Raw genomic sequence first — 20,333 nt, forward strand, 5'->3', positions numbered from 1 at the left:
AAATTTTTATCAATTATTACACTATCCAACAATAGGAGGAAACAAAGATGGATGAAAATATATCCAAAAGCTGAAAAGCAGTTGAGTCCCTTGAGAGAATAGTTATAATTCACTACATATAGAAATAGACATACAAAAACGCCATCCTTTCCTATAATTCTAAAGAAAGAATAGCGTATTCTTTTCAAAAATGAGTTCTTTTATTGAAAAACTTTGATTCTATATTATACATAAAAGGGCAACCAATGCTAAAACAGCTGGAAGTCCTTGTTTCACAATAATTGATTTATTAGATGTGAAACCTCCGAAAATAGCTGCTATCACCACACAAATCACGAAAAATAATTGGACCATATAACCAATTGGATTGAGCCCAAGTACAAGTCCCCAAATGAGACCAGCCGCTAAAAATCCATTATATAAACCTTGGTTTGCAAACATAATGGCTACGTTTCGATCTCCTTCTAAATGCTTCGGTAATTTGAAAGCACGTTTCGCTACTTTTGAATCAATAAAAAACATTTCAAGGATCATGATAAACAAATGTTCTAATGCTACGATCCCGACTAAAATAGCTGCGATTATTTCCACACTATTCTGCCCCCTACACTCTCTATTCTTTAATATTCTCTACATTTTTTTGCATCTGTAATAGAACATGAATAAGTATTTTGCGTTCTTCTCCACTGATATTTACGAACATTTCCTTCATAAAATATTCCTTTTCTTTCTTGTTAAAATATTAATTGATATATCAATTATTGATACATCAATTAATATACATCTCTCTTTTTATTTTTGCAAGTTTTTTTGCTCAATTGGTTTTATTTTGTTCCAGCAACTTTAAACCAATTCAAAACATCAGTTCGTATTTCTAGAAATCATAATTACTTTAAGTTCATTCTGACAATCATATTTAACTACATATATAAAAGAATTGAGTTATATCTCCATCAATTTATAAAAATTAATTTTTTCTAAAAACAGATACTTTACGTTTTTTATAGTAATAAAAATCATTTTTTGTTTCAGAGGCAATCCATTTTGTTAGCTTGATGGGCATAGGATAGCACCCAGATGACGAACCAATTATCTTTCAAGAAGACGGCTAGAAAACTGGATTTGGTACAGGAGTTGCCTACTTCCCCGATTCAGATGGTACTAATTTAGAGCTTATTGCTCCAAAAGGTCCATTTAGACGTGATTAATTAAAATATATTAATACTGAAAAACCACCTTTATGAGAGGTGGTTTTTTGTTGCTAATGGTGAAGATTAATATTGAGGTCTGATTGAGACCTATTCCTATTCCTTTTCCACATCTTTCATCATACCATCGAAAGAATAGTCTTATAGCTATTTCAAATATTTCGGCAGTACTATATCGCTAGCAAGCTAAAATTTCATGGTACTCAAAAAAAATCTGCTGAATCATAACCAAAAAGTTCATTTTATCATTTCGGGGTAATTCGAAATTCTTAAGTTGTCGGGCACGGGGTACAGCTGAAAAACAGTGTATATTCATTAACTTCAAACTAATTTTGATGTAACAAAATTTGTATTTATACCTTTTTAACGAATTCAGATTTTAATTTCATAGCTCCAAAACCATCAATTTTACAATCAATATCATGATCTCCATCAACTAATCGGATACTCTTTACTTTTGTACCAATTTTTACAACTGATGAAGTTCCTTTTACTTTAAGATCTTTAATTACTGTTACAGAATCACCATCGTTTAAAATATTTCCATTTGCATCTTTAATTACCTTTGTATCTTCACTATTTTCAGCTTCTAATTCTAAAGTCCACTCATGAGCACATTCTGGACAAACAAAAAGATTCCCATCTTCGTAAGTGTATTCTGAATTACATTTTGGACAATTTGGTAAATTAGGCATATTTTTATTTCCTCCACTCGTTTTCGTTTATTCTATTAAATAAATATTATTTTTAATTTCCGTTTTTCGTTTTTCGTTTAAATGTAGGGAAAATATTCTCTTCTTGCTGTTTGATACTTATTTGTTGAATGTATAAAAAAACTACTTGTTCACACCTTGTAAAAAATCTTCTCCAAATTCTCCAAAGCAAACTTTCTTCTTCTCTACTTTTTTAATAAAATGATTAAAAAAGTAGATTAACTCAAACAAACTTTGTATGTGAAGTGAAATTTTTAAAAATCTAATGCATTTTCTTTATTCTTTATTGTATTGATTTCCTGAGATTGCTGAGAAAGCCCTGTACATTCATGAAAAGCAAAATGCTTACACCCTATACATTTTTTTGTATTCAGATGTCCTAAAGCACAATTAATTGCTTCTCCGGTATGATTAAAAAAGTTTTCTTCCCCAATCTCAGCGTACAATCCATTCTTATCTAGATTGGCTTTTAGCTCTGATTGAATTCCAGAAATAAGAAGTACGCCACCTTGTTTTTTGAAGTGCTGAACAATATTCCTAAAGTAAGACTCTCCTGTGGTATCAATAAAAGGAACTTTTCCCATACGTAAAATTAAAACATTAGGTTTATAATGAATAGTCGCTAAAATATTTTGTTCAAATGTTTGAGCAGCCCCAAAAAATAATGGCCCTTCTATTGTATAAATGCTAATTTGTGGGCAATCATGAGCTTTATTTACCACATGTGGTAGCAATTTTTCATTTCTTTTTGTATGATCAGGAAGCACTTTTGATATGACAAGCATATTACTCATACGTTTTGTAAACAAAATAATAGCTAATATAAGACCAATCTCTACAGCTGTTGTTAAACTAGTAAATACAGTAAGTAAAAATGTTACCAATAATACAAGAGAATCTCCCGTCTTCATTTTAAGTATGTGATAAAAATGTTTCTGCTCGCTCATATTCCAAGCTACCACCATTAAAATCGGGGCCATACTAGCAAGTGGAATATGTGAAGCATATGGCGCTAACAGTAGAAGTGTAAATAACACAAATCCTCCGTGAATAACACCCGCCATCGGAGATACAGCTCCACTCTTAATATTAGTTGCTGTACGTGCAATCGCTCCAGTTGCCGGAATTCCGCCAAATAACGGGGTAACAATATTGGCAATCCCCTGACCGATAAGCTCTTTGTTACTGTTGTGTTTACTATTTGTCATACCATCTGCCACGACAGCGGATAAAAGTGATTCAATTCCACCGAGCATCGCAATAACAAATGCAGGACCAATTAACTGCTTTATACGTTCTAATGTGATTTCTGGTATATCAAACTGAGGAAGTGTATTTGGAATCGTACCATATACTGTACCAATAGTAGGTACATAACCTGAGAAAAATACAGTTGCAATTACAGTTGAAATAACAACACCTACTAATGAACCAGGCACTTTTGGTAAAATCTTTGGTGTTATGAGTATAACAAAAAAGCAAATCAAAGCAGTTATAACACTATAAAAATTGGTAGTATTGATATGAGTGAAGAGTTCCTTCAAATTCGCTAGAAATTCCTCATGCTTTTTTATACCTGTTAAACCTAAAAAACTAGCAATTTGTCCCGTAAAAATAATAACAGCAATACCTGAAGTAAAACCAATTGTTACAGGACGTGGAATAAACTTAATTAAAGAGCCTAGCTTGAAGATTCCCATAAGACATAAAATAATTCCAGCTAACAAACCCGCGAGTAGTAAATTTTCGTATCCATAGGTAATTACAACTCCTAAAAGAATCGGAACAAAAGCACCTGTAGGTCCTCCAATTTGATACTTCGAACCACCAAACAGTGAAATGAGTATTCCAGCAATACAGGTTGTATAAATCCCATACTCTGGCTTAACACCAGAGGCAATAGCAAAAGACATAGCAAGTGGAATCGCAACAACTCCAACAATCATTCCTGAAAGAAGATCCTTTTGAAAATGTGCTAATGAATATCCTTCAAACCTTCCTGTAAATAACTTTCTCATTACAAACCCTTCTTTTCTATTTTTAATAGATCTGGATTACAAATGTATTTCTCGGTCCCTTATACAGAAAATTGTCCTTTTCACAAAAAGAAAAACCATCCTAATATTTACTATATGTTTTACTTAAATGACACTCCAATTCACCTATATCTCCACCTTGTTGTACATAGGATTTCAATCTTTCTGCTAGACGTTCTCCGGCCCGACTATCTAGCTTCTTCGTATCAATAAACGATCTAATCCTTACCTTATCTGGAGTAATATCTCTACGAAACATTTGTCCTGGAATTTCACTCCAAAAACGATTCCATTCATCCAGTAATCCTATTTGATCAAATAAAAAACCTTGAATTCCACATAACCAAGCTGTACAAGCAGTATTTCTTTTTCGACATCCAACTCCATCTTGTAAATGTTGGCATGAAAAACAACAAGAATTTCCACTTTTTATACAAACTTCACAAACGTAATGAGCTCCTAATGAGCGAAATGTTTCAATCCCATGTTGGATGATATCTTCTTTCTTAACCTCAATACTCAACCTATCCCTCCTTAGCCATCATTTCACTTTCTGCTCCATCTAGCTCTTCTAACATTGAAATCGTATCGATTAAATGGTTGTTAAAAATCTTCCGTGCAACCACCAATAAATCCACAATAATAGGGTCTCGTAAAGAATATAAAACTCTTTTTCCATCTTTTCTACCAACAACAATGTTTTTTGAACGTAGTACACTTAATTGCTGAGAAACAGCTGAACCTTCCTTATTTAGAATATCTTGAATTTCGTTTACGCTTTTTTCACCTTCTGACAATAATTCTAAGATACCTATTCGCAAAGGGTGTGCTAAGGCTTTAAAGAAATCTGCTTTAAATTGTTGCATTTCGTTTCCCATTGAAATCCCTCCGTTACTTTTCCTCAATTTTCAAAAGTACCATATACACCTTCAAATGTTTGAATATGTATATGGTACTTTTAAAACCTCGAATTTTCAATACAAATTTTACAATATTAAATAAGCATCAAATAGAGATACTATTCAAATTCAGGTTCAAAATTTATTATCCAAAATAAAAGCGCCTAACATATTAGGGATATATAATACGTTAGGCGCTTGATATTTAAAATTTCTCGATTTAGGTCTTGATAATATTGGATGAGTATATAACCAAAACGCTAGATGACTAATATGAATAAACTTATTTGTAAAATTAATTCATTAGAATATTTTAAGAGTAAGTTTTGAAAAAAACTATTCAAAACTTGCTCCTTCTTTTCTCAGATCCAACTATTTTGATACTAAAACCAACAGTAGTGAATTAGAATAATGACTTAATACTTGCTAAAACTGTAAGTACACCTACAATAATAACAAATACGTTGCTCATTTTCCCTTTGTATTTAGCTAGTACTGGCACTTTTTGAATCGCATACATCGGTAATAGACATAAGATAGCAGCAACTAAAGGACCGCTTAGAGAATCAATAAGTCCAAGAATACTTGGATTTGTATAAGCAACAAACCAGCATGATAATACAACGAAAGTAAGGATTACTGTCTTAATTGTTTTTTCTTCAATATCTTTTCCACGTGATTTACCGAACTTAATAATCATGTCACGCATTACTTCAAATGCTCCGATATAATGACCAAGGAAAGACTTTGTAATAGCCACAAAAGCAATAATTGGAGCTGCAATAGTGATTACAGGCGAATTAAGCTCATTAGCAAGATATGAAAGAATTGATAAGTTTTGTTCTTTTGCCATTTTTATATCATCTGGAGTCAAGCTCAATGCACTACTCCAAACGAAGAACATAACAACAGCGAATGTCATGATATAACAAACCTTTTGTATTTGCGCACATTTAGCATCAGTGGCTTCGATTCCATACGTAGCTCTCTGTTTCACAACAAATGATGAAATCATAGGTGAATGATTAAATGAGAATACGATGATTGGTAGAATCATCAATATCGTTCCAAAATAGCCTGTTCCTGTTGAAGCAGTTGAAACAGCTGAAAAACTAAGCATTGACGTATTCCACTGTGGAATTAAAGATATTGCGATAAAAAGTAAAGAAACTATGAAAGGATACACTAACATACTCATTACCTTTACAGTAATATCTTGACCAAAATTTAGTATAGCGATAAGACCAAGAACTAATACAAGTGATAAAATAGCCCTTGGAGGTTCTGGCATGTGCAATTGATGCACGATAAAACTACTTGCAGTATTTGTAAGCGCAACCGAATACATTAGTACGATTGTATAAATTGAACCGAAATATACGATGTTAAAAATGATACTCGCTTTATTTCCGAAATACTCTCTAATTGTACCTGTGATCCCCTCATCAGCAGAATTAGAAGCGTATATCATTTTAGCAAGCGCCCTATGTGAGTAATACATAACTGGATATGCAAGTAATGTAATTAGTAGTAAAGATAATAAACCACCTGAACCTGCATTAATCGGTAAAAAGAGCACCCCTGCTCCAATTGCAGTTCCAAATAGACTGAGTGCCCATGTAGTATCCTGCTTATGCCACTTTTTCGGATCTGCATATTGCTCATTTTTTCGTGCGGTATTTTCAGCTTGAACTTCTATTTTCTTTGCAGTATTCCCGTTCATATAATAACTCCCCCTTGTATCTATTCCTACATCTCTCTTTACGCCTAACAAATATTCCCTTTTCGGAAAATGAATTCCTTACAAGTTGCCCCACTTTGTATGTCCTTCATCATAATGAATCCAAATTGAAACATTCGCTAGTTAGCGTCCTAATATAATTGTTAGCGTTCACAAAAAAGTTTACTCGTAATATCCGCTCTTTATATAAAGACCTCTTAAGAGAACAATATAGAATAGACTTCATAAATACGTTGCAACATTTCTAATAACAGTGTATTACTTTAATGGTTTCTCTTTTTTACTTTTAACAGTAATTTTAGCTAAACCGGCCTCTCTTCATTTGCGAGGCATTTCTTTCTCAATTCTATACATTACCTTCATAACTTCGGTAGCACTGATGATATTGCTTACACAAGCCACTGAAGCACATTACATACATTTCGCCTCTAATCACACACCTTTCTTACTAGTAATCGCATTTTTTATATTTTCTCCAGAGATAATAAAATTTCTCTCGACGCCCTCATTATAACGTGTATATTTATAAAATTAATATTTTTATATTTTCAGAAATATTAAAGTGGAATAATTTTATATGGATAACATTTTACAGTTAGCATGTAGCCATTGTTTTTATCGCTTAAAGCTGAATTAGTTAGTAAAAAAATACAATAATACATTGTTTTTCTAGGTTACTCATTATAAAGATACTTATATCCCCTTTATCAAAAAATTTCATTTTAAACATAAAAGATATTCTAATAAATAATTAATGTAGGTAAAAAGAAAAAATTCCAAAATAAAAAACCAAATTTTAGGATATGTATTATTAATATTGAATTCATATACATTTTAAAAAGATACACTGAGTAAAAAACAAAAAAGCTGCCCCATATGGACAGCTCATTTACATAATTATCGTTATCAGGAATATCTCTATGTTTGTAATGAATCGTTTTTACATCATTTCCTTTTATGTGAAAAGTAATTGTGTCCTCTCCATAAGGCGGATTGTGTGCACCCTCAAAAGTTTAAATTTTAAAATCCCTCATTAACTAGCTCTTTTATCGAGTTTAATTTTGAAGAAAGCTCGATAAACCATTCTTCATCCCCTGTTAATAATGCAAGATCTATAAGATAAAGGATTTGTTCCTTATTTATTACCTTTGATTCAGGGAGTTTGTTAACGTGTTTACTAAAGAGTAAAATCGCTTCGTTTATTGTGTACTGGCCGTCACGTTTCACAATACTAACTGTAACTATATCCTCTACATCATCAAGTGATACAATATAACCAACTATTAATTCACCTTCATTTGATATTCCACGAACCCAATCTCCTACTTTTAAAACATGATTATTATTTGACATCATACCGTTTCACCTTCCTATAAATATTTTTTGTGACAATAAAAAAGATATAAAAACAATTATACTGTAATATTTTTCATTACATTTAAGTGTTAAGAACTCACGGCTATATAATAATTAAGCCGCTTAACGCTCTTGATTGATAAGGTCAACAACTTCTTTCATTGTATAATTCTTTAAGTATTCACCTAGATGCTCTTCAGCACCTAAGAAAATAGCGAAAAGAACTTTTCGCATGTTCGAACCTACAACACACTGATTGTTTGATTCTGGACACTTCGGCTGCAAAGCACCTTCAGAGGTTATCTGATAAATATGCCAAAGATTAATTTCATCTAAATCGCGAGCGAAAATAAAACCGCCACCAGTCCCCTCTTTCGATTGTATAAACTTATGTTTTTTTAACAAACTTAGTACTTTGCGAATGCGTACTGGATGTACACCTGCACTTTCTGAAATAGCATTACTTGTTGACATCCGATCTGGCTGTAAAGCTAAATAAGTTAAACTGTGTATGGCCAAGGTAAAGTCGCTGTTCATGATTTTCCTCCTACGATCAAAAATATTGTTTCTCATATATTAACTGTAGCCATAAATATTACAGATAGGTTAGAACGTTAAAACATATAGAATACTTCTTGCCATAAAAAATTAATTCTCTTATATTCTATCCGGTCCCACCTATATCTGATAACTTCATTTAGCTTTTTAAGTTGAAAATAAAATTAAACACTCCACTGTTTCTTCACTTGTTCTTCTGCCAACTGTTTAATTTTTGTCCCAATCGTATCTTTACTCACAATAACATTTGTTTGATAATTTCTATCATTATAATTAACTGTAACACATACTTCAATCATCTTCTGCTTCCTCCTTTCAAGAAAATTTTCCATAAGAAATATTATTTATTAATTAGCCAACTTTTGTAATTCAATGTTTAAAAATGTTCGGACGCTACGTGGTAAAAATTTACGAATTTCTTCTTCGTTAAAACCAATTTGCAATCTTTTTTCGTCCAGCATAATCGGGCGACGCAACATTAGTGGATACTCAATTATTAATGTATAAAATTCATTTAGCGAGAGCTCATCAATATTTATATTTAAGTCCTGAAAAGTTTTGGATCTAGTTGAAATAATTTCAGTAGCCCCTTCTTCAGTTAAACGAAGAATCGATTTAAGCTCATCAACTGTCATAGAATTTGATACGATGTTTTTTTCAATATAATCAATTTGATGCTCTTCAAGCCATGCTTTCGCTTTTCGGCATGAGGCACAGCTTGCTGTTGTATATAGAATTACCATATTTAACTCACTCCTTTAATGTTATGAAACGTACATTTTAAACATCGGTTATTGAAATGTATTAAAAAAAATTACAGTTTAGAATCAAATACAAGCAATATTATTTATTCGAGAATATTTAATTTATCTACATTTTACAGACGATAACAACTCACTTCTAAAAACTATACTGTAATTTTAAACTTTACAGTTCTATAAATCAAATGTTAAGTCTTGGATTCATTCTATTAACGTATAATAGGAGCAGTTGAGACAATACCTGCCTCAACCGATTTTTATATCTCTTTATAATTTTTTGCAGTAATGACTGTTTCAAACTCAAAGGTTTCGGGTAGATGATCTGCATAAGAATATTCAAAAGTTCGTCCATCCGTTAAATAAGCTACTTGTTCAACTCGCATTAGGAAATCCTGATTTGTTAAGTTCATAAACTGCTTTTCCCTATCATCTGGGCGAATTCCTTTAACCCTGACAACAGATGTCCCTACTTCAAGACCAAGTTTATTTTGAATATGTGAGTATATCGACTCCTCTAAAACAGAAGCCTCAACACCTGGGATAACCGAAATTGGCATCCATGTATGCTCCATAATCGTCGGAATGCTGTGAATGATGCGGAGGCGAATGATTTTATAAACGAAATCACCGATTGAAACTCCCAATTTCTCAGCAACTACTTCATCAGCCCCAACAATCGCAAACTCGATAATTTTACTTTCTACCTCACTGCCGTATACAGCTTTCGTACCCGTTAAAGTTTGAATCATTCGTGCCTTTTCCTGTTGACGCCAATCTTGCACCACTGTTCCACTTCCGCGCCGGCGGATGATGTAGCCATCTCTAACTAATAGATCCAGCGCTTTCTTAATAGTAAGGGCTGAAACACCAAATTCTTCAGCAAGGACGGGGCTACTCGGAATTTTTTCGTTGATTTTATATTCACCATCTAAAATTTGCTGTTTAATCTTTTGATAAATGCCGAGGTATTTTACTTGTGTTGATCCGCTTGCCATTTCCATACCTCCTTTATACTGCAAACTCTCTTCTATTCATTCAAATGTAAAGCCTCAAGTTTGTAAACTGAAGGTGATGGGGCAGCAAATCCATTTTCTAAGATTTCAATATTCGTTACCGCTTCTTCGTCTTTCACAAGTTTTGGTGCACCATTTATAATTGTTTCATACGCGGCATCATAGAAACGACCGTAATCACCAAGTGGCGTTTTAATTTGTTTTTCAATCCAGTCACCATTTGCATTACGATACTTAGCAACTCCATAGTACATCGGTGAATCTTCACCAAATCCTGCACTCTCAGGCATAACACCCGCTTTCAAATCATTTTCCTGCTGATCTTCACCATATTTAATAAATGATCCGTTTGTTCCATGAACGATAAAGCGTGGATAATCTTTTGCTACGACATGGTTCGTTTTCAGCTTAATCTTCAACTGATTTCCGTAATGTAAACCAACATCGAAATAGTTATCAACCGCACCTTCCATTTCATTATTACGAATATCGTATGTCACCGTATCTGGACGGCCGAATAGTGAAATCATACGGTCCATCGTATGAATACCTAAACTGTAAAATGAACCTTCTTCTTTTGGAGCTTCATGAGTGATTGAACCAGGACGGAAATAATCAATATGTGATTCAATCTCAATAATATCACCAAGGAACCCTTGTTCAATTACTTGCTTCACAGCTAAAAAATCACCATCAAAACGGCGGTTTTGATAAGGCATAACGACTACACCTTTTTCTCGTCCTAAAGCTAATAATTCTTTCGCATGTTCCACTGTATCGCAAAATGGTTTTTCAACGATAACTGATTTTCCAGCAAGTATAACTTTTTTCGCTAATTCGTAATGCGTATGTGCTGGCGTACAGACCGTCACCACTTGAATTTCCTTGTCATTCAACAATTCGTCCAAATTAGTAGTGAAGTAAACACCTTTTCCCTTATATGGAGCCGCTAATTTTTCATTTATTTGACGTACAAAAATCGTTTTTATTTTTATATTATTACGCGTGTTTACATAAGGTAAGTGATAGCGGTTAGCTGACTTTCCAAATCCAATAAAGCCCATTGTTAATGTCATATTTTTCAACTTCCTTGCTCATAAATTTTCGTTTCTACATTTATTATATAGTTTACTTTTTAAAAGTATATAGTTTTAGTTCTTAATTTGTATATAAAATGAAAAAGTAGGGATAGAAACCATTTCGATTTTCATCCCTACTTCTTTACTATATTTGTGTAATACCAGACATTAATTGTTTTAACTCGCACGTTCTCTTTTTGTCTTTCTTTAAATGACAAAGGATAACTACTTTCCACTTTCCACCGATAACCTCTAAAGTTGCCTCTACAGGAATATTGTATGTTTTCATATAAAAATCTCCTTTAATAATTTTATAAGACAAATAAGCTAAAATATTTAAATATTACTTTTAAGTATCTATAGCACCTTAAAGTACATACTTTTTATTGTGTTAAACATGTTTCATAATAGCATACGTAAACAGCAGATGAGTAGTACGGCACCAAAAAGTACCTGTATTACTTTTTAGTATCTATATCACTTTAAAGTACGTACTTTTCATTATGTAAAATACATTTCATAATAGCATTTGTAAGAGTTGAGTGAGTCATGCAGTGTTAGAAATTACCTGTTAGTACCTGTACTTTAAAGTGAGTATTTTTATCATACATTTTGTCAGACGATGAAATGACATGTTTTCATTTTCACATCCATTCACAATGAATAAATAATTTTCAAATATATTTTAGGAGGATATCTATAATGAGTAAATTACTAAAAGAAAAAATCGGGTTTGGTACAGCACCACTAGGAAATATGTACCGTAATATCCCAGAGGAAGAAGCACTCGCTACAGTGGATGCTGCTTGGGAGAATGGCGTTCGTTACTTTGATACAGCTCCACTTTATGGATCTGGATTAGCGGAAATCCGTCTTGGTGAAGCACTGTCAAAAAGAAATCGTGATGATTACTTTTTAAGCACCAAAGTAGGTCGAACGATTTCAGATGAACTAGAAGATCCATCTGCACGTGATTTAGGTGAAAAAGGCGGACTTTTCGAATTTGGTCGCAAAAATAAAATGATCAATGACTATAGCGCAGATGCAACACTTCGTTCTATCGAGCAAAGTTTGAAACGTTTAAAAACAGATCGTCTAGACTTTGTTTTCATTCATGATTTAGCACAAGACTTTTATGGTGATGAGTGGATTTCACAATTTGAAACAGCTCGAACAGGAGCATTCCGTGCGCTAACACGTTTACGTGAAGAAGGAGTTATTAAGGGCTGGGGGCTTGGAGTAAACAAAGTAGAATCAATTGAACTTATGCTTGATTTAGAAGAAGCGAAACCAAATATATCCTTACTAGCTGGTCGCTATTCATTATTAGACCACGAACGTGCATTGCAACGAGTAATGCCTGCAGCTGTAAAGCATAATATGGATATTGTTGTTGGTGGCCCATATAGCTCAGGTATTCTTGCTGGAGGCGCTCACTTCGAATATCAAAAAGCATCGCCAGAAATTATTGCAAAGGTTGAGAAAATCAAAGCTCTTGCAGATCGTCACGACATCAGCATCAAAGCTGCTGCATTACAATTTTCACTAGCAAATCCAGCAGTTGCTGCCGTTGTTCCTGGTGCAAGTAAACCGGAACGAATTGTAGAAGACCAAAACGCCTTAAATACAGTAATTCCAGCAGCATTCTGGCAAGAAATGCGCGAACAAAAACTAGTAGCACCTAATGCACCACTACCAATCAACGTAAAATAATAATGAAACTTTAATCAGTGGGAGCATCCCCCACTGATTATTTACCCGTAAATACCGGGATGAAAAGGAGCGTAATGAATATGGCACATACTACTACATCTATGGAAATTTTTTCTTCACCGGAACAAGTATGGCAATTAATCGGAGGTTTCAACTCCCTTCCAGACTGGTTACCTTATATACCTAGCAGTAAATTAACTGAAGGCGGTCGTGTACGTCATCTAGCTAATCCGGATGGGGATACAATTATAGAACGATTAGAAGTATTCAATGATAAAGAGCGCTACTACACGTATTCAATCATGAATGCACCATTCCCAGTCACTAATTATCTATCTACAATCCAGGTGAAAGAAGGTACTGAAAGTAACACATCGTTAGTAGAGTGGTCTGGTACATTCACTCCTGTTGAGGTTAGTGATGAAGAGGCAATAAATCTATTTCATGGTATATACAGCGATGGACTGAAAGCATTGCAGCAAGCATTTCTAGATTGATTCATGTAATTGATTGAGACGAAAAAGTTAATTAACAGTCAAACATTCGACTTTGTGGTTAAGTTCATTATGAAAGATAAACAAATACAAATTTCATGCCTGCTTGTTAATGACAAGAAATAAAAAATACTACCTCCAAATGGAAGGTAGTATTTTTTTATTAATCAGGAAAAACAATTAATCCCTCTTCTTTTTCCTCCTGTTTTAAATCTTCTTCTGGGAATGTTACAGTTGAATTTTTATCCCCTGTTTTTTTTGTTTCTTCACCTGGAAATACGAAAGTTGAATTTTCTTTTCCTTCATTTTTTTCTACGTTATCTGGAAATACCATAGAATCATTGGTAGTCAAATCACTATGAAAACCAAGGTTAGACAAAATCGCTTTTAAATCTGGTAAAACCCCTATTTTATCAGATGATGGGTCATTAGACTTTGTGCCTGTATTAGGATTACTTAAAATTGCTCTCAATTCTTTTGGTGTATATGCCTTACCTAAATGTTCTTTAGCAATCCCTTGAATTGATACAGCAGCCCCAGCGATTATAGGCGAAGCGCTAGAAGTACCACGGAAATTAGAAGTATAACGATTCATTATGTTCTGATCTGTAACTTTTTGTCCTTTACTATTTTGATTTTGATATGTATCTAATGTGTCAACATACTCTCCCCAACCATATACATCAATTCTACTACCATAGTTAGAGAAACCTAAACGTTTATGAGGAACTCTTGCAGTAGATGCTCCAACTATAATAGCTCCTGAATCTTTAAAGTCTGGACTATTTCGATTTAAAATCTGTTTACCATTACGGTCTTTAAATTCATCTAAATCAATCCCACCATTACCAGCTGCTTCTACAATAATAATGCCTTTATCTGTACCTTTGCGAATTGCGTTAAATATACTCGGGTATACTTCTACTGGTAAAGGGTCATCTCCATATCCATCATATTTAAAGGATTCTTCTATTAATAAAACATCTCCAGCCTGTAAAGAATCTACGGCACTTAAAATAGCATCTCTTACATCGATTCTCCCATTATCTCGAATCACTGAAATTACTTTTGCCTTTGCTTTTGGTGCAATCCCAATGTTCCCAATCCTATTGTCAGCTGCAGAAACAACACCTAGAACTGAAGTACCGTGAGAAAGATCATTACTCATTTTTCCAGACATAAATTCAATATTTTGACCGACTAAATCTTCATGATTTAATAACCAGCCTTCTTCCAAATCTACAAAGGTTGCTCCTTGACCATCTCCTCCTTTAATTCCCCAAGCATAAGGAGCATTAATTCCTAAAGGTGCCTCTTCAAGATATCCCTGTCTCGAAAATCTAGGTTCATCATAAGGATTGATTGATAATACAGGCAATCTCGAGCTAGTTGTTGTGTTTATACTCTTATTAGAACGAAATTGTATTTTACTAGAATCGTTATTGGCAGCATGTACTGTATTTGTTACAAATGTCGTACCTACCCCAGCAAAAGTTGTAATTGCAAGTGATGATATCAACATACCTTTAAAATTTTTCATCTTTCCACCTCTAGTTTTCTATTAGAATTAACATATTTAATAATGTGTATGAACCGAAAAGCTTTTTATCTTATTATAAAAATTAATAGATTTTTATAACTTTTTGATTTACATAAAAACTCCTTTCATTCTTGTAATTCAATGTGTATATTTCAAAATAACAAACTAACTGTAACTATTATAGTTACACCTTTATTGATTTTCAACTACGAAATATAAATTTTTAAAAATAAATTTATATTACTTTAAAACAGAGCTAACCTTTTACGCATATAAAAAAACAAAATATCTGTGCAAATTACAGCGGTGAATAAGTTTATAGACTGCAAAAAAACAAGAAAAAGCAAAACACTAAGTGCTTTGCTCCTTATAAAATTCCTTTTAACTTTTCACCAATTAACCTCGCTACATACTCATAGCCTTCTGGTCCAAAGTGTAATCCATCTTTTTCACCATTTTCTACAAATCTTTTATAATCCCGTTCTTGAATCATTTCAGCGAATACGTTTAGAAAATAACTTCCTGTTTCCCTCGCCACTTTCCCCACCACGTCTGCATACTGACCAAGCACTCTATTTGTTCTATTACGCTGTCTTTCTTCATCAACTGGTGCAGGACTAATCAGTAGTACTTTATCTGATGAAATATGGTTCACAATCTTCTCTAAGTTTTCTTTATATGCTTGTAATGACACTTGAGAAAAAGAAACCGCATCATTCGTACCAAGAAAAACTGTTACGAAATCTGGTTTATATGATATTACATCTTCTTCAATCCTATTTAACGCATCGAATGTATTATCCCCTGGAACACCTGCATTCACTACTTTCCACTTCGGAAACATCTCTTGCAAACGTGGTGTTAATCTCGGCATTCCATCAAAAAATGTTTCATCAGCTGTAATACTATCTCCAAAGCATACTAACGTTTTCATTAAGCTACTCTCCTTTTACGTATGAAACAACTTTCCTTCTATTGCTTTTATATATCTTTCAGCAGAACGTTCAACTGCCTCATTTGCATTTTCTTTTACTACTCGATGAAAAGCATTGTATAAACGATTAAACTGTAACGGCTTCACTCGGTTCACCATTTCTTCCACTTTTCTCGCTGGTAATGGAATTAAGTTTGGATAGCTATACATAAAACTTACCCACCGCTCATCCGCTACAACTTGAATAATATCACCTGTTAACAAAATCCCTTTTCCATCATTACCTTCTTCCCAATGCAATACAGAACCACCACTAAAATGTCCTCCAAGACGATGTACAGTAATCCCATCCGCTAATTGTAAAGACTCACCAGACCAATAAATAATACGACTACTTGGGCGCATCACCCATTCTTTATCATCTTCGTGTATATAAATTGGTACATCAAATGTCTCTGCCCATTCTACTTGCGTTGAATAATAATGAGGATGAGACACTGCAATCGCATCTAATCCACCAAGCTCTTTTATTTTCGCAATTGTCGTTTCATCTAAATACGTAATACAGTCCCATAGTAAACGATATGACTCTGTTTTCACTATAAATGCCGTTTGACCGATCGCAAATCCTGGTTTTGTCGTAATACTATAAAGTCCATTTTCCTCTTCGATTATTACATTTTTATATGTATCATCTGTTTGCAAATTTTCTAAAGTCGTCCAAGACTGCCCTTTCGGATTCACATATTGCCTCTCTTCATCACAAATATGACAACTCACCGGTTCCTCTACACTCGCTGCATACTGCACACCGCACGTTGTACAAACGTAATTTTTCATCATAATTCCCCCTATCCCTATATTTTTATTAAACTGATTTTTGTTGATAATAATCTACTTTTTTATTTTCAATTAATAAACTTATAAAAGTAAGTAAATAAACAACTGTAACTGACAATGGAATTACAGTAAATCCTTTTTCGCTTCTGCAACATTCATCTCACTATCTCCCCAAAAATATTTGTGCTATAAAGTCACCTCAACCTCACCCATCCAATAACGCCAAGCTGCTAAATAATCTTCTAAATCTTTCGGGTGGTGCCGTAAACACGTATCTATACGCAAATATAATCCTATGACTATTTCTTCATATAAATCACGGTCTTTTTTATGAAATACACATTGTTTCATCGCATAATCGATTGTTTCTTTTGTTAAATCTTCCGGGGTTGAACAGAACGCATAAATTAAATCATATATAGGATCTCCTAACACTGGTAAAGGATCAATTACACCGTGCAGTTTATTCTCTTGAAATATAAAATTATGAAATCCAAGATCACCATGCAATAAAAATGGCTGATTTATTCCAGTCCCCCTACTTGGACTATTTGCTAACTTAAAAACCGTTCTATACTCTTCCTCACTTATGTAACGTCTTACATTTTCATGAGCTTCCATCACATTTGTCGTTAAAAATTCATTCCAAGATTGAACTGGGCTTTCTTTCCATCCCCAGCCATCAACCTCTGTAACTACTTCATACTTATTGATTACTTCCTTTACAAGTTTACTAAGAACACTCCGTTTATGGCCTAGTTTGAAAGAAGTTGTGCCCTCAAGGAATGAGTAAACAATATAGCGATTTAAAGGTTCCTTATATAAAAGCTTTGGAAATAATTCGTCCTTTTTATAAAACTGAAGAAAATAAGCTTCTTCACGTATGACATCCGATTCATTCAACTTTATAACGTATTGTTCATCTAACAAATATATAGTACTTGTCGTTCCCCCGTTTAATGCTTTTACGCTATTTGGATAATGTGAAATAACTTTTTCCTTAACTAGTTGTGCAGTGATTATTGAAATGTCCATTCTCTCACCCTTCAACTCCGAATATTTCCTTAATTCAAAAGACAACTTTACTATCATTTGACAAACAAAAGTAAAATCCTTTCAATCGCCCTGATATAACAAACAACAATTTTATTTTATTACAATGACTTTCTTCAATATTCCATTTATGATAACGTGATTTTATCACTCTAAATGCTCTTCATATACTCTAATAATTTCTATTGCAGGGTCTCTGTCTTGTAATTTATGAGCCAAACTTTCTACACCAAACACTTCTGTAAACGTATGACTACCTACAATTAAATTAATTCCTTTAAATTTCGCATGTTGCACTGTATATAATGTTTTTTCACCTGTTATGTACGTGTCACATCCTTTTTCTAATGCACGTTCAATCAAATTTGTATTATTTCCTGCACCGGTTAAGATTGCAATCCGTTTTACTGGTTTATCGTGATTTCTCCAGCTCTTCACTTTCTCTTCCATTTTTTCTTCAAGTTTTCCAACTAAGTTTGAAAAAGGAATCGCTTCTTTATATTCTCCTATTCCCGGTAGTTCTTCTTCCTCATACGTGGAATATTCCAGTATTGTATCTATCCCAATTCCGTTAAATAACGATGTACACGTGCCAAACTTTACAAAATCTAACGGCAAATGAATCCAAAAATGATTCATTTCATATTGCTTCAATTTCTCAATACATGCCTCTTCCATACCAAATAAAAAACTCCACGGCGCATGATGTGTAACTATCATATCGACTCCATTTCGATACGCTTCTTCAATAGTTTCTAACGTTAAATTTGTTGTGTAACCGATTTTGTGAAATTCATCTTTACTTATATAAGTAAAACCATATTCATCATCGCCATATTTATGAAGATGCTCTCCAAATAGTGATGTTATATGTTCATTAAATTGCTTTATATTCATTTTTATTTCTCCTTTCATTTACTTTTATATTTCATAAATAAGGAAATACTAAATTACAACGTTACATACATATAGGAGGACAATATGAAACCTGAATTTTTAAAAGCTGTACATGATGCAATCGGAAATGTCGAACACATTCATATAGAGGAAAGCGGTGCTGACAGCTTACTTATTCATCATGATGATGCACAGCAGTTACAACAAGTTGCTAAGGCGTTAGAAAATAATAATTTCCGCTCCGCTTTAAGAACAACTGGAAATGCTTCGTACATTGAAGTATTGAACAGATAATGAAAGTCCGGATGTATTCCGGGCTTTCTTTTTATCCCGCTATTCACCGGGCAGTAAGACCCCCACTGATTAAAGTTTCACTTTATATTGAAACTTCAAACTCTTTCACATACACCGCTGTTCCAGCAATATCTATTTGTAACTTCTCGTTTTCTATCCCTTTCGTTACATAAACAGTTACACGACCATCTTTATTTATTTCCTGTCCTTGCTCAACGATTAAACTCAATTCATGTTCAAAACCTTTCTCTAAATACTCCGCATAATACGCTCCCATTACACCTGAAGCTGTTCCTGTCACTGGATCTTCAATCGTCCCAGCGTAAGCTGATGAAAAATGACGGCCGTGCATTTGTGCTAGTTCATCATAAGTTTCTAGACAAATTGGGTGAATAGAAGCATTAGGTATTTCTTTTAATACTGATGGAAATGCAGCATTATTAGGTTTCATTCTCTCACATGCATTAAGATTTTTAATCGGTACAATTACAGTCCAATTACCAGTACTTCCATATACAATCGGTAAACTTACATCTAAATCATTTATTTCTAAACCGATACTATGAGCTAATTCTTCTGTTGAACCTGTAAATTCTTTAAACTGAGGTGCTGCCTGTCTCATTTTAATAAAGGTTTCTCCATTTTCATTTACACCTATTTGTATCGGTAAAATCCCAGCCTTCGTTTCAATCGTAAGGTTACTTTTCTCTTCTAATAAACCTTTTTCGCGCAAGGCAAATATCGACCCTACTGTCCCATGACCACATAAATCCATTTCAAAACCAGGTGTAAAATAGCGCATTCTTATATCTCCTACTTCTGAGGAAAGAACAAAAGTTGTTTCGTTATATCCAACTTTTTCAGCAATAATTTGCATTTCCTCTTCCGTTAATCCATCTGCTTCTAATACAATACCTGCTGGATTTCCCTTATTTGGTTTATTCGTAAATGCGTCGTAATGAAATACGTTTATAGTCTTCATTTTCTTTTCCCCTTATTTGTCCATTTCTTTATTTTTATAATCAATAAGAAAATCGATCTAACCAACTTTCATAATCAGCTTTTTGAAATGGACGGATAATGAGTCTATCCGTCTCTACTTCTAATAACGATAGCTTCATTTAATTTCATCCCTCGAAATATTAATTGAATTTTCTTTATTATCTTACACAAAATACAAAATCTAGTAAATCATTATGTTTTT

22 protein-coding genes and 3 pseudogenes are annotated in these 20,333 nt (G+C 33.5%); 4 read left to right on the top strand and 21 right to left on the bottom strand.

Annotated elements, in window-relative coordinates; translation table 11 throughout:
• Positions 1-219 precede the first annotated feature (219 nt).
• On the bottom strand, positions 220-591 hold the full coding sequence (locus tag BUA87_RS08480; protein ID WP_000402471.1) for a DUF1304 domain-containing protein: 372 nt from the start codon (positions 589-591) through the stop codon (positions 220-222).
• 470 nt (positions 592-1,061) lie between these two features.
• Here BUA87_RS08480 and BUA87_RS08485 point away from each other — a divergent pair.
• Positions 1,062-1,208: pseudogene (locus BUA87_RS08485) on the top strand (VOC family protein); the annotation flags it as partial.
• A gap of 353 nt (positions 1,209-1,561) precedes the next feature.
• Here BUA87_RS08485 and BUA87_RS08490 read toward each other — a convergent pair.
• The 13 genes and pseudogenes from BUA87_RS08490 to BUA87_RS31720 form a co-directional block, all read right to left on the bottom strand.
• Complete coding sequence (locus tag BUA87_RS08490; protein WP_001133198.1) at positions 1,562-1,903, bottom strand: zinc ribbon domain-containing protein YjdM; 342 nt, start codon at positions 1,901-1,903, stop codon at positions 1,562-1,564.
• 272 nt (positions 1,904-2,175) lie between these two features.
• Complete coding sequence (locus BUA87_RS08495) at positions 2,176-3,939, bottom strand: SulP family inorganic anion transporter (RefSeq protein ID WP_072939163.1); 1,764 nt, start codon at positions 3,937-3,939, stop codon at positions 2,176-2,178.
• Between the two features lie 100 nt (positions 3,940-4,039).
• The gene (locus BUA87_RS08500) at positions 4,040-4,480 is read right to left on the bottom strand and encodes a hypothetical protein (RefSeq protein WP_000021461.1); all 441 of its coding nucleotides are present in this window, start codon (positions 4,478-4,480) and stop codon (positions 4,040-4,042) included.
• Between the two features lies 1 nt (position 4,481).
• Complete coding sequence (locus tag BUA87_RS08505; RefSeq protein ID WP_000526189.1) at positions 4,482-4,835, bottom strand: ArsR/SmtB family transcription factor; 354 nt, start codon at positions 4,833-4,835, stop codon at positions 4,482-4,484.
• A gap of 424 nt (positions 4,836-5,259) precedes the next feature.
• Positions 5,260-6,579, bottom strand: coding sequence for an aromatic amino acid transport family protein (locus BUA87_RS08510; protein ID WP_001014190.1), 1,320 nt, complete (start codon positions 6,577-6,579; stop codon positions 5,260-5,262).
• 917 nt (positions 6,580-7,496) lie between these two features.
• Positions 7,497-7,619 (bottom strand): annotated as a pseudogene (locus BUA87_RS31715) (DUF3888 domain-containing protein); the annotation flags it as partial.
• Positions 7,618-7,953, bottom strand: a complete 336-nt coding sequence (locus BUA87_RS08520) for an IDEAL domain-containing protein (protein ID WP_000987462.1) — start codon at positions 7,951-7,953, stop codon at positions 7,618-7,620. The gene BUA87_RS08520 and the pseudogene BUA87_RS31715, both read right to left, overlap by 2 nt.
• 123 nt (positions 7,954-8,076) lie before the next feature.
• Positions 8,077-8,490 (bottom strand): Rrf2-family transcriptional regulator SaiR, encoded by a 414-nt coding sequence (gene saiR, locus BUA87_RS08525; protein WP_001083465.1) that lies wholly within the window; start codon positions 8,488-8,490, stop codon positions 8,077-8,079.
• A 185-nt stretch (positions 8,491-8,675) separates the two neighbouring features.
• Positions 8,676-8,810, bottom strand: coding sequence for a BA3454 family stress response protein (locus BUA87_RS08530; protein ID WP_016512517.1), 135 nt, complete (start codon positions 8,808-8,810; stop codon positions 8,676-8,678).
• Between the two features lie 48 nt (positions 8,811-8,858).
• Positions 8,859-9,254: a transcriptional regulator SpxA gene (gene spxA, locus BUA87_RS08535; protein ID WP_072939169.1), complete on the bottom strand. Its 396-nt coding sequence runs from the start codon at positions 9,252-9,254 to the stop codon at positions 8,859-8,861.
• Positions 9,255-9,529: 275 nt separating this feature from the next.
• Positions 9,530-10,267 (bottom strand): GntR family transcriptional regulator, encoded by a 738-nt coding sequence (locus BUA87_RS08540; protein ID WP_000146278.1) that lies wholly within the window; start codon positions 10,265-10,267, stop codon positions 9,530-9,532.
• A 32-nt stretch (positions 10,268-10,299) separates the two neighbouring features.
• The gene (locus BUA87_RS08545; RefSeq protein ID WP_072939174.1) at positions 10,300-11,361 is read right to left on the bottom strand and encodes an oxidoreductase; all 1,062 of its coding nucleotides are present in this window, start codon (positions 11,359-11,361) and stop codon (positions 10,300-10,302) included.
• A gap of 137 nt (positions 11,362-11,498) precedes the next feature.
• On the bottom strand, positions 11,499-11,600 hold the full coding sequence (locus tag BUA87_RS31720; protein WP_229193679.1) for a hypothetical protein: 102 nt from the start codon (positions 11,598-11,600) through the stop codon (positions 11,499-11,501).
• A gap of 466 nt (positions 11,601-12,066) precedes the next feature.
• Here BUA87_RS31720 and BUA87_RS08555 point away from each other — a divergent pair, with 466 nt between their 5' ends.
• Positions 12,067-13,077, top strand: coding sequence for an aldo/keto reductase (locus BUA87_RS08555; protein ID WP_025117971.1), 1,011 nt, complete (start codon positions 12,067-12,069; stop codon positions 13,075-13,077).
• A gap of 80 nt (positions 13,078-13,157) precedes the next feature.
• Positions 13,158-13,574, top strand: a complete 417-nt coding sequence (locus BUA87_RS08560; protein ID WP_000951538.1) for an SRPBCC family protein — start codon at positions 13,158-13,160, stop codon at positions 13,572-13,574.
• A gap of 160 nt (positions 13,575-13,734) precedes the next feature.
• Here BUA87_RS08560 and BUA87_RS08565 read toward each other — a convergent pair whose 3' ends face one another.
• The 5 genes from BUA87_RS08565 to BUA87_RS08585 form a co-directional block, all read right to left on the bottom strand.
• Entirely contained in the window at positions 13,735-15,111 is a 1,377-nt protein-coding gene (locus BUA87_RS08565) for a S8 family peptidase (protein ID WP_072939178.1), read from the bottom strand.
• Positions 15,112-15,478: 367 nt separating this feature from the next.
• A complete protein-coding gene (locus BUA87_RS08570) occupies positions 15,479-16,045 on the bottom strand; it encodes an SGNH/GDSL hydrolase family protein (protein ID WP_000855203.1) in 567 nt (188 codons plus the stop codon).
• 15 nt (positions 16,046-16,060) lie between these two features.
• Positions 16,061-16,888: an MBL fold metallo-hydrolase gene (locus BUA87_RS08575; protein ID WP_072939181.1), complete on the bottom strand. Its 828-nt coding sequence runs from the start codon at positions 16,886-16,888 to the stop codon at positions 16,061-16,063.
• Positions 16,889-17,071: 183 nt separating this feature from the next.
• Positions 17,072-17,920: a phosphotransferase gene (locus BUA87_RS08580; protein ID WP_000355254.1), complete on the bottom strand. Its 849-nt coding sequence runs from the start codon at positions 17,918-17,920 to the stop codon at positions 17,072-17,074.
• A 165-nt stretch (positions 17,921-18,085) separates the two neighbouring features.
• Positions 18,086-18,835: a Nif3-like dinuclear metal center hexameric protein gene (locus BUA87_RS08585; RefSeq protein WP_001022452.1), complete on the bottom strand. Its 750-nt coding sequence runs from the start codon at positions 18,833-18,835 to the stop codon at positions 18,086-18,088.
• Between the two features lie 84 nt (positions 18,836-18,919).
• Between BUA87_RS08585 and BUA87_RS08590 the strand changes: the two genes are divergently transcribed.
• On the top strand, positions 18,920-19,129 hold the full coding sequence (locus tag BUA87_RS08590; protein ID WP_000801651.1) for a hypothetical protein: 210 nt from the start codon (positions 18,920-18,922) through the stop codon (positions 19,127-19,129).
• Positions 19,130-19,211: 82 nt separating this feature from the next.
• On the opposite strand, the gene BUA87_RS08595 is transcribed toward BUA87_RS08590, so the two are convergent.
• Both BUA87_RS08595 and BUA87_RS31535 read right to left on the bottom strand, forming a co-directional pair.
• The gene (locus tag BUA87_RS08595) at positions 19,212-20,111 is read right to left on the bottom strand and encodes a PhzF family phenazine biosynthesis isomerase (RefSeq protein WP_000849316.1); all 900 of its coding nucleotides are present in this window, start codon (positions 20,109-20,111) and stop codon (positions 19,212-19,214) included.
• A 46-nt stretch (positions 20,112-20,157) separates the two neighbouring features.
• A pseudogene (locus BUA87_RS31535) lies at positions 20,158-20,250 on the bottom strand (N-acetyltransferase); the annotation flags it as partial.
• Positions 20,251-20,333: the final 83 nt, after the last annotated feature.

This window comes from Bacillus sp. bc15 (genome assembly GCF_900142585.1).
GTDB lineage: Bacteria > Bacillota > Bacilli > Bacillales > Bacillaceae_G > Bacillus_A > Bacillus_A cereus.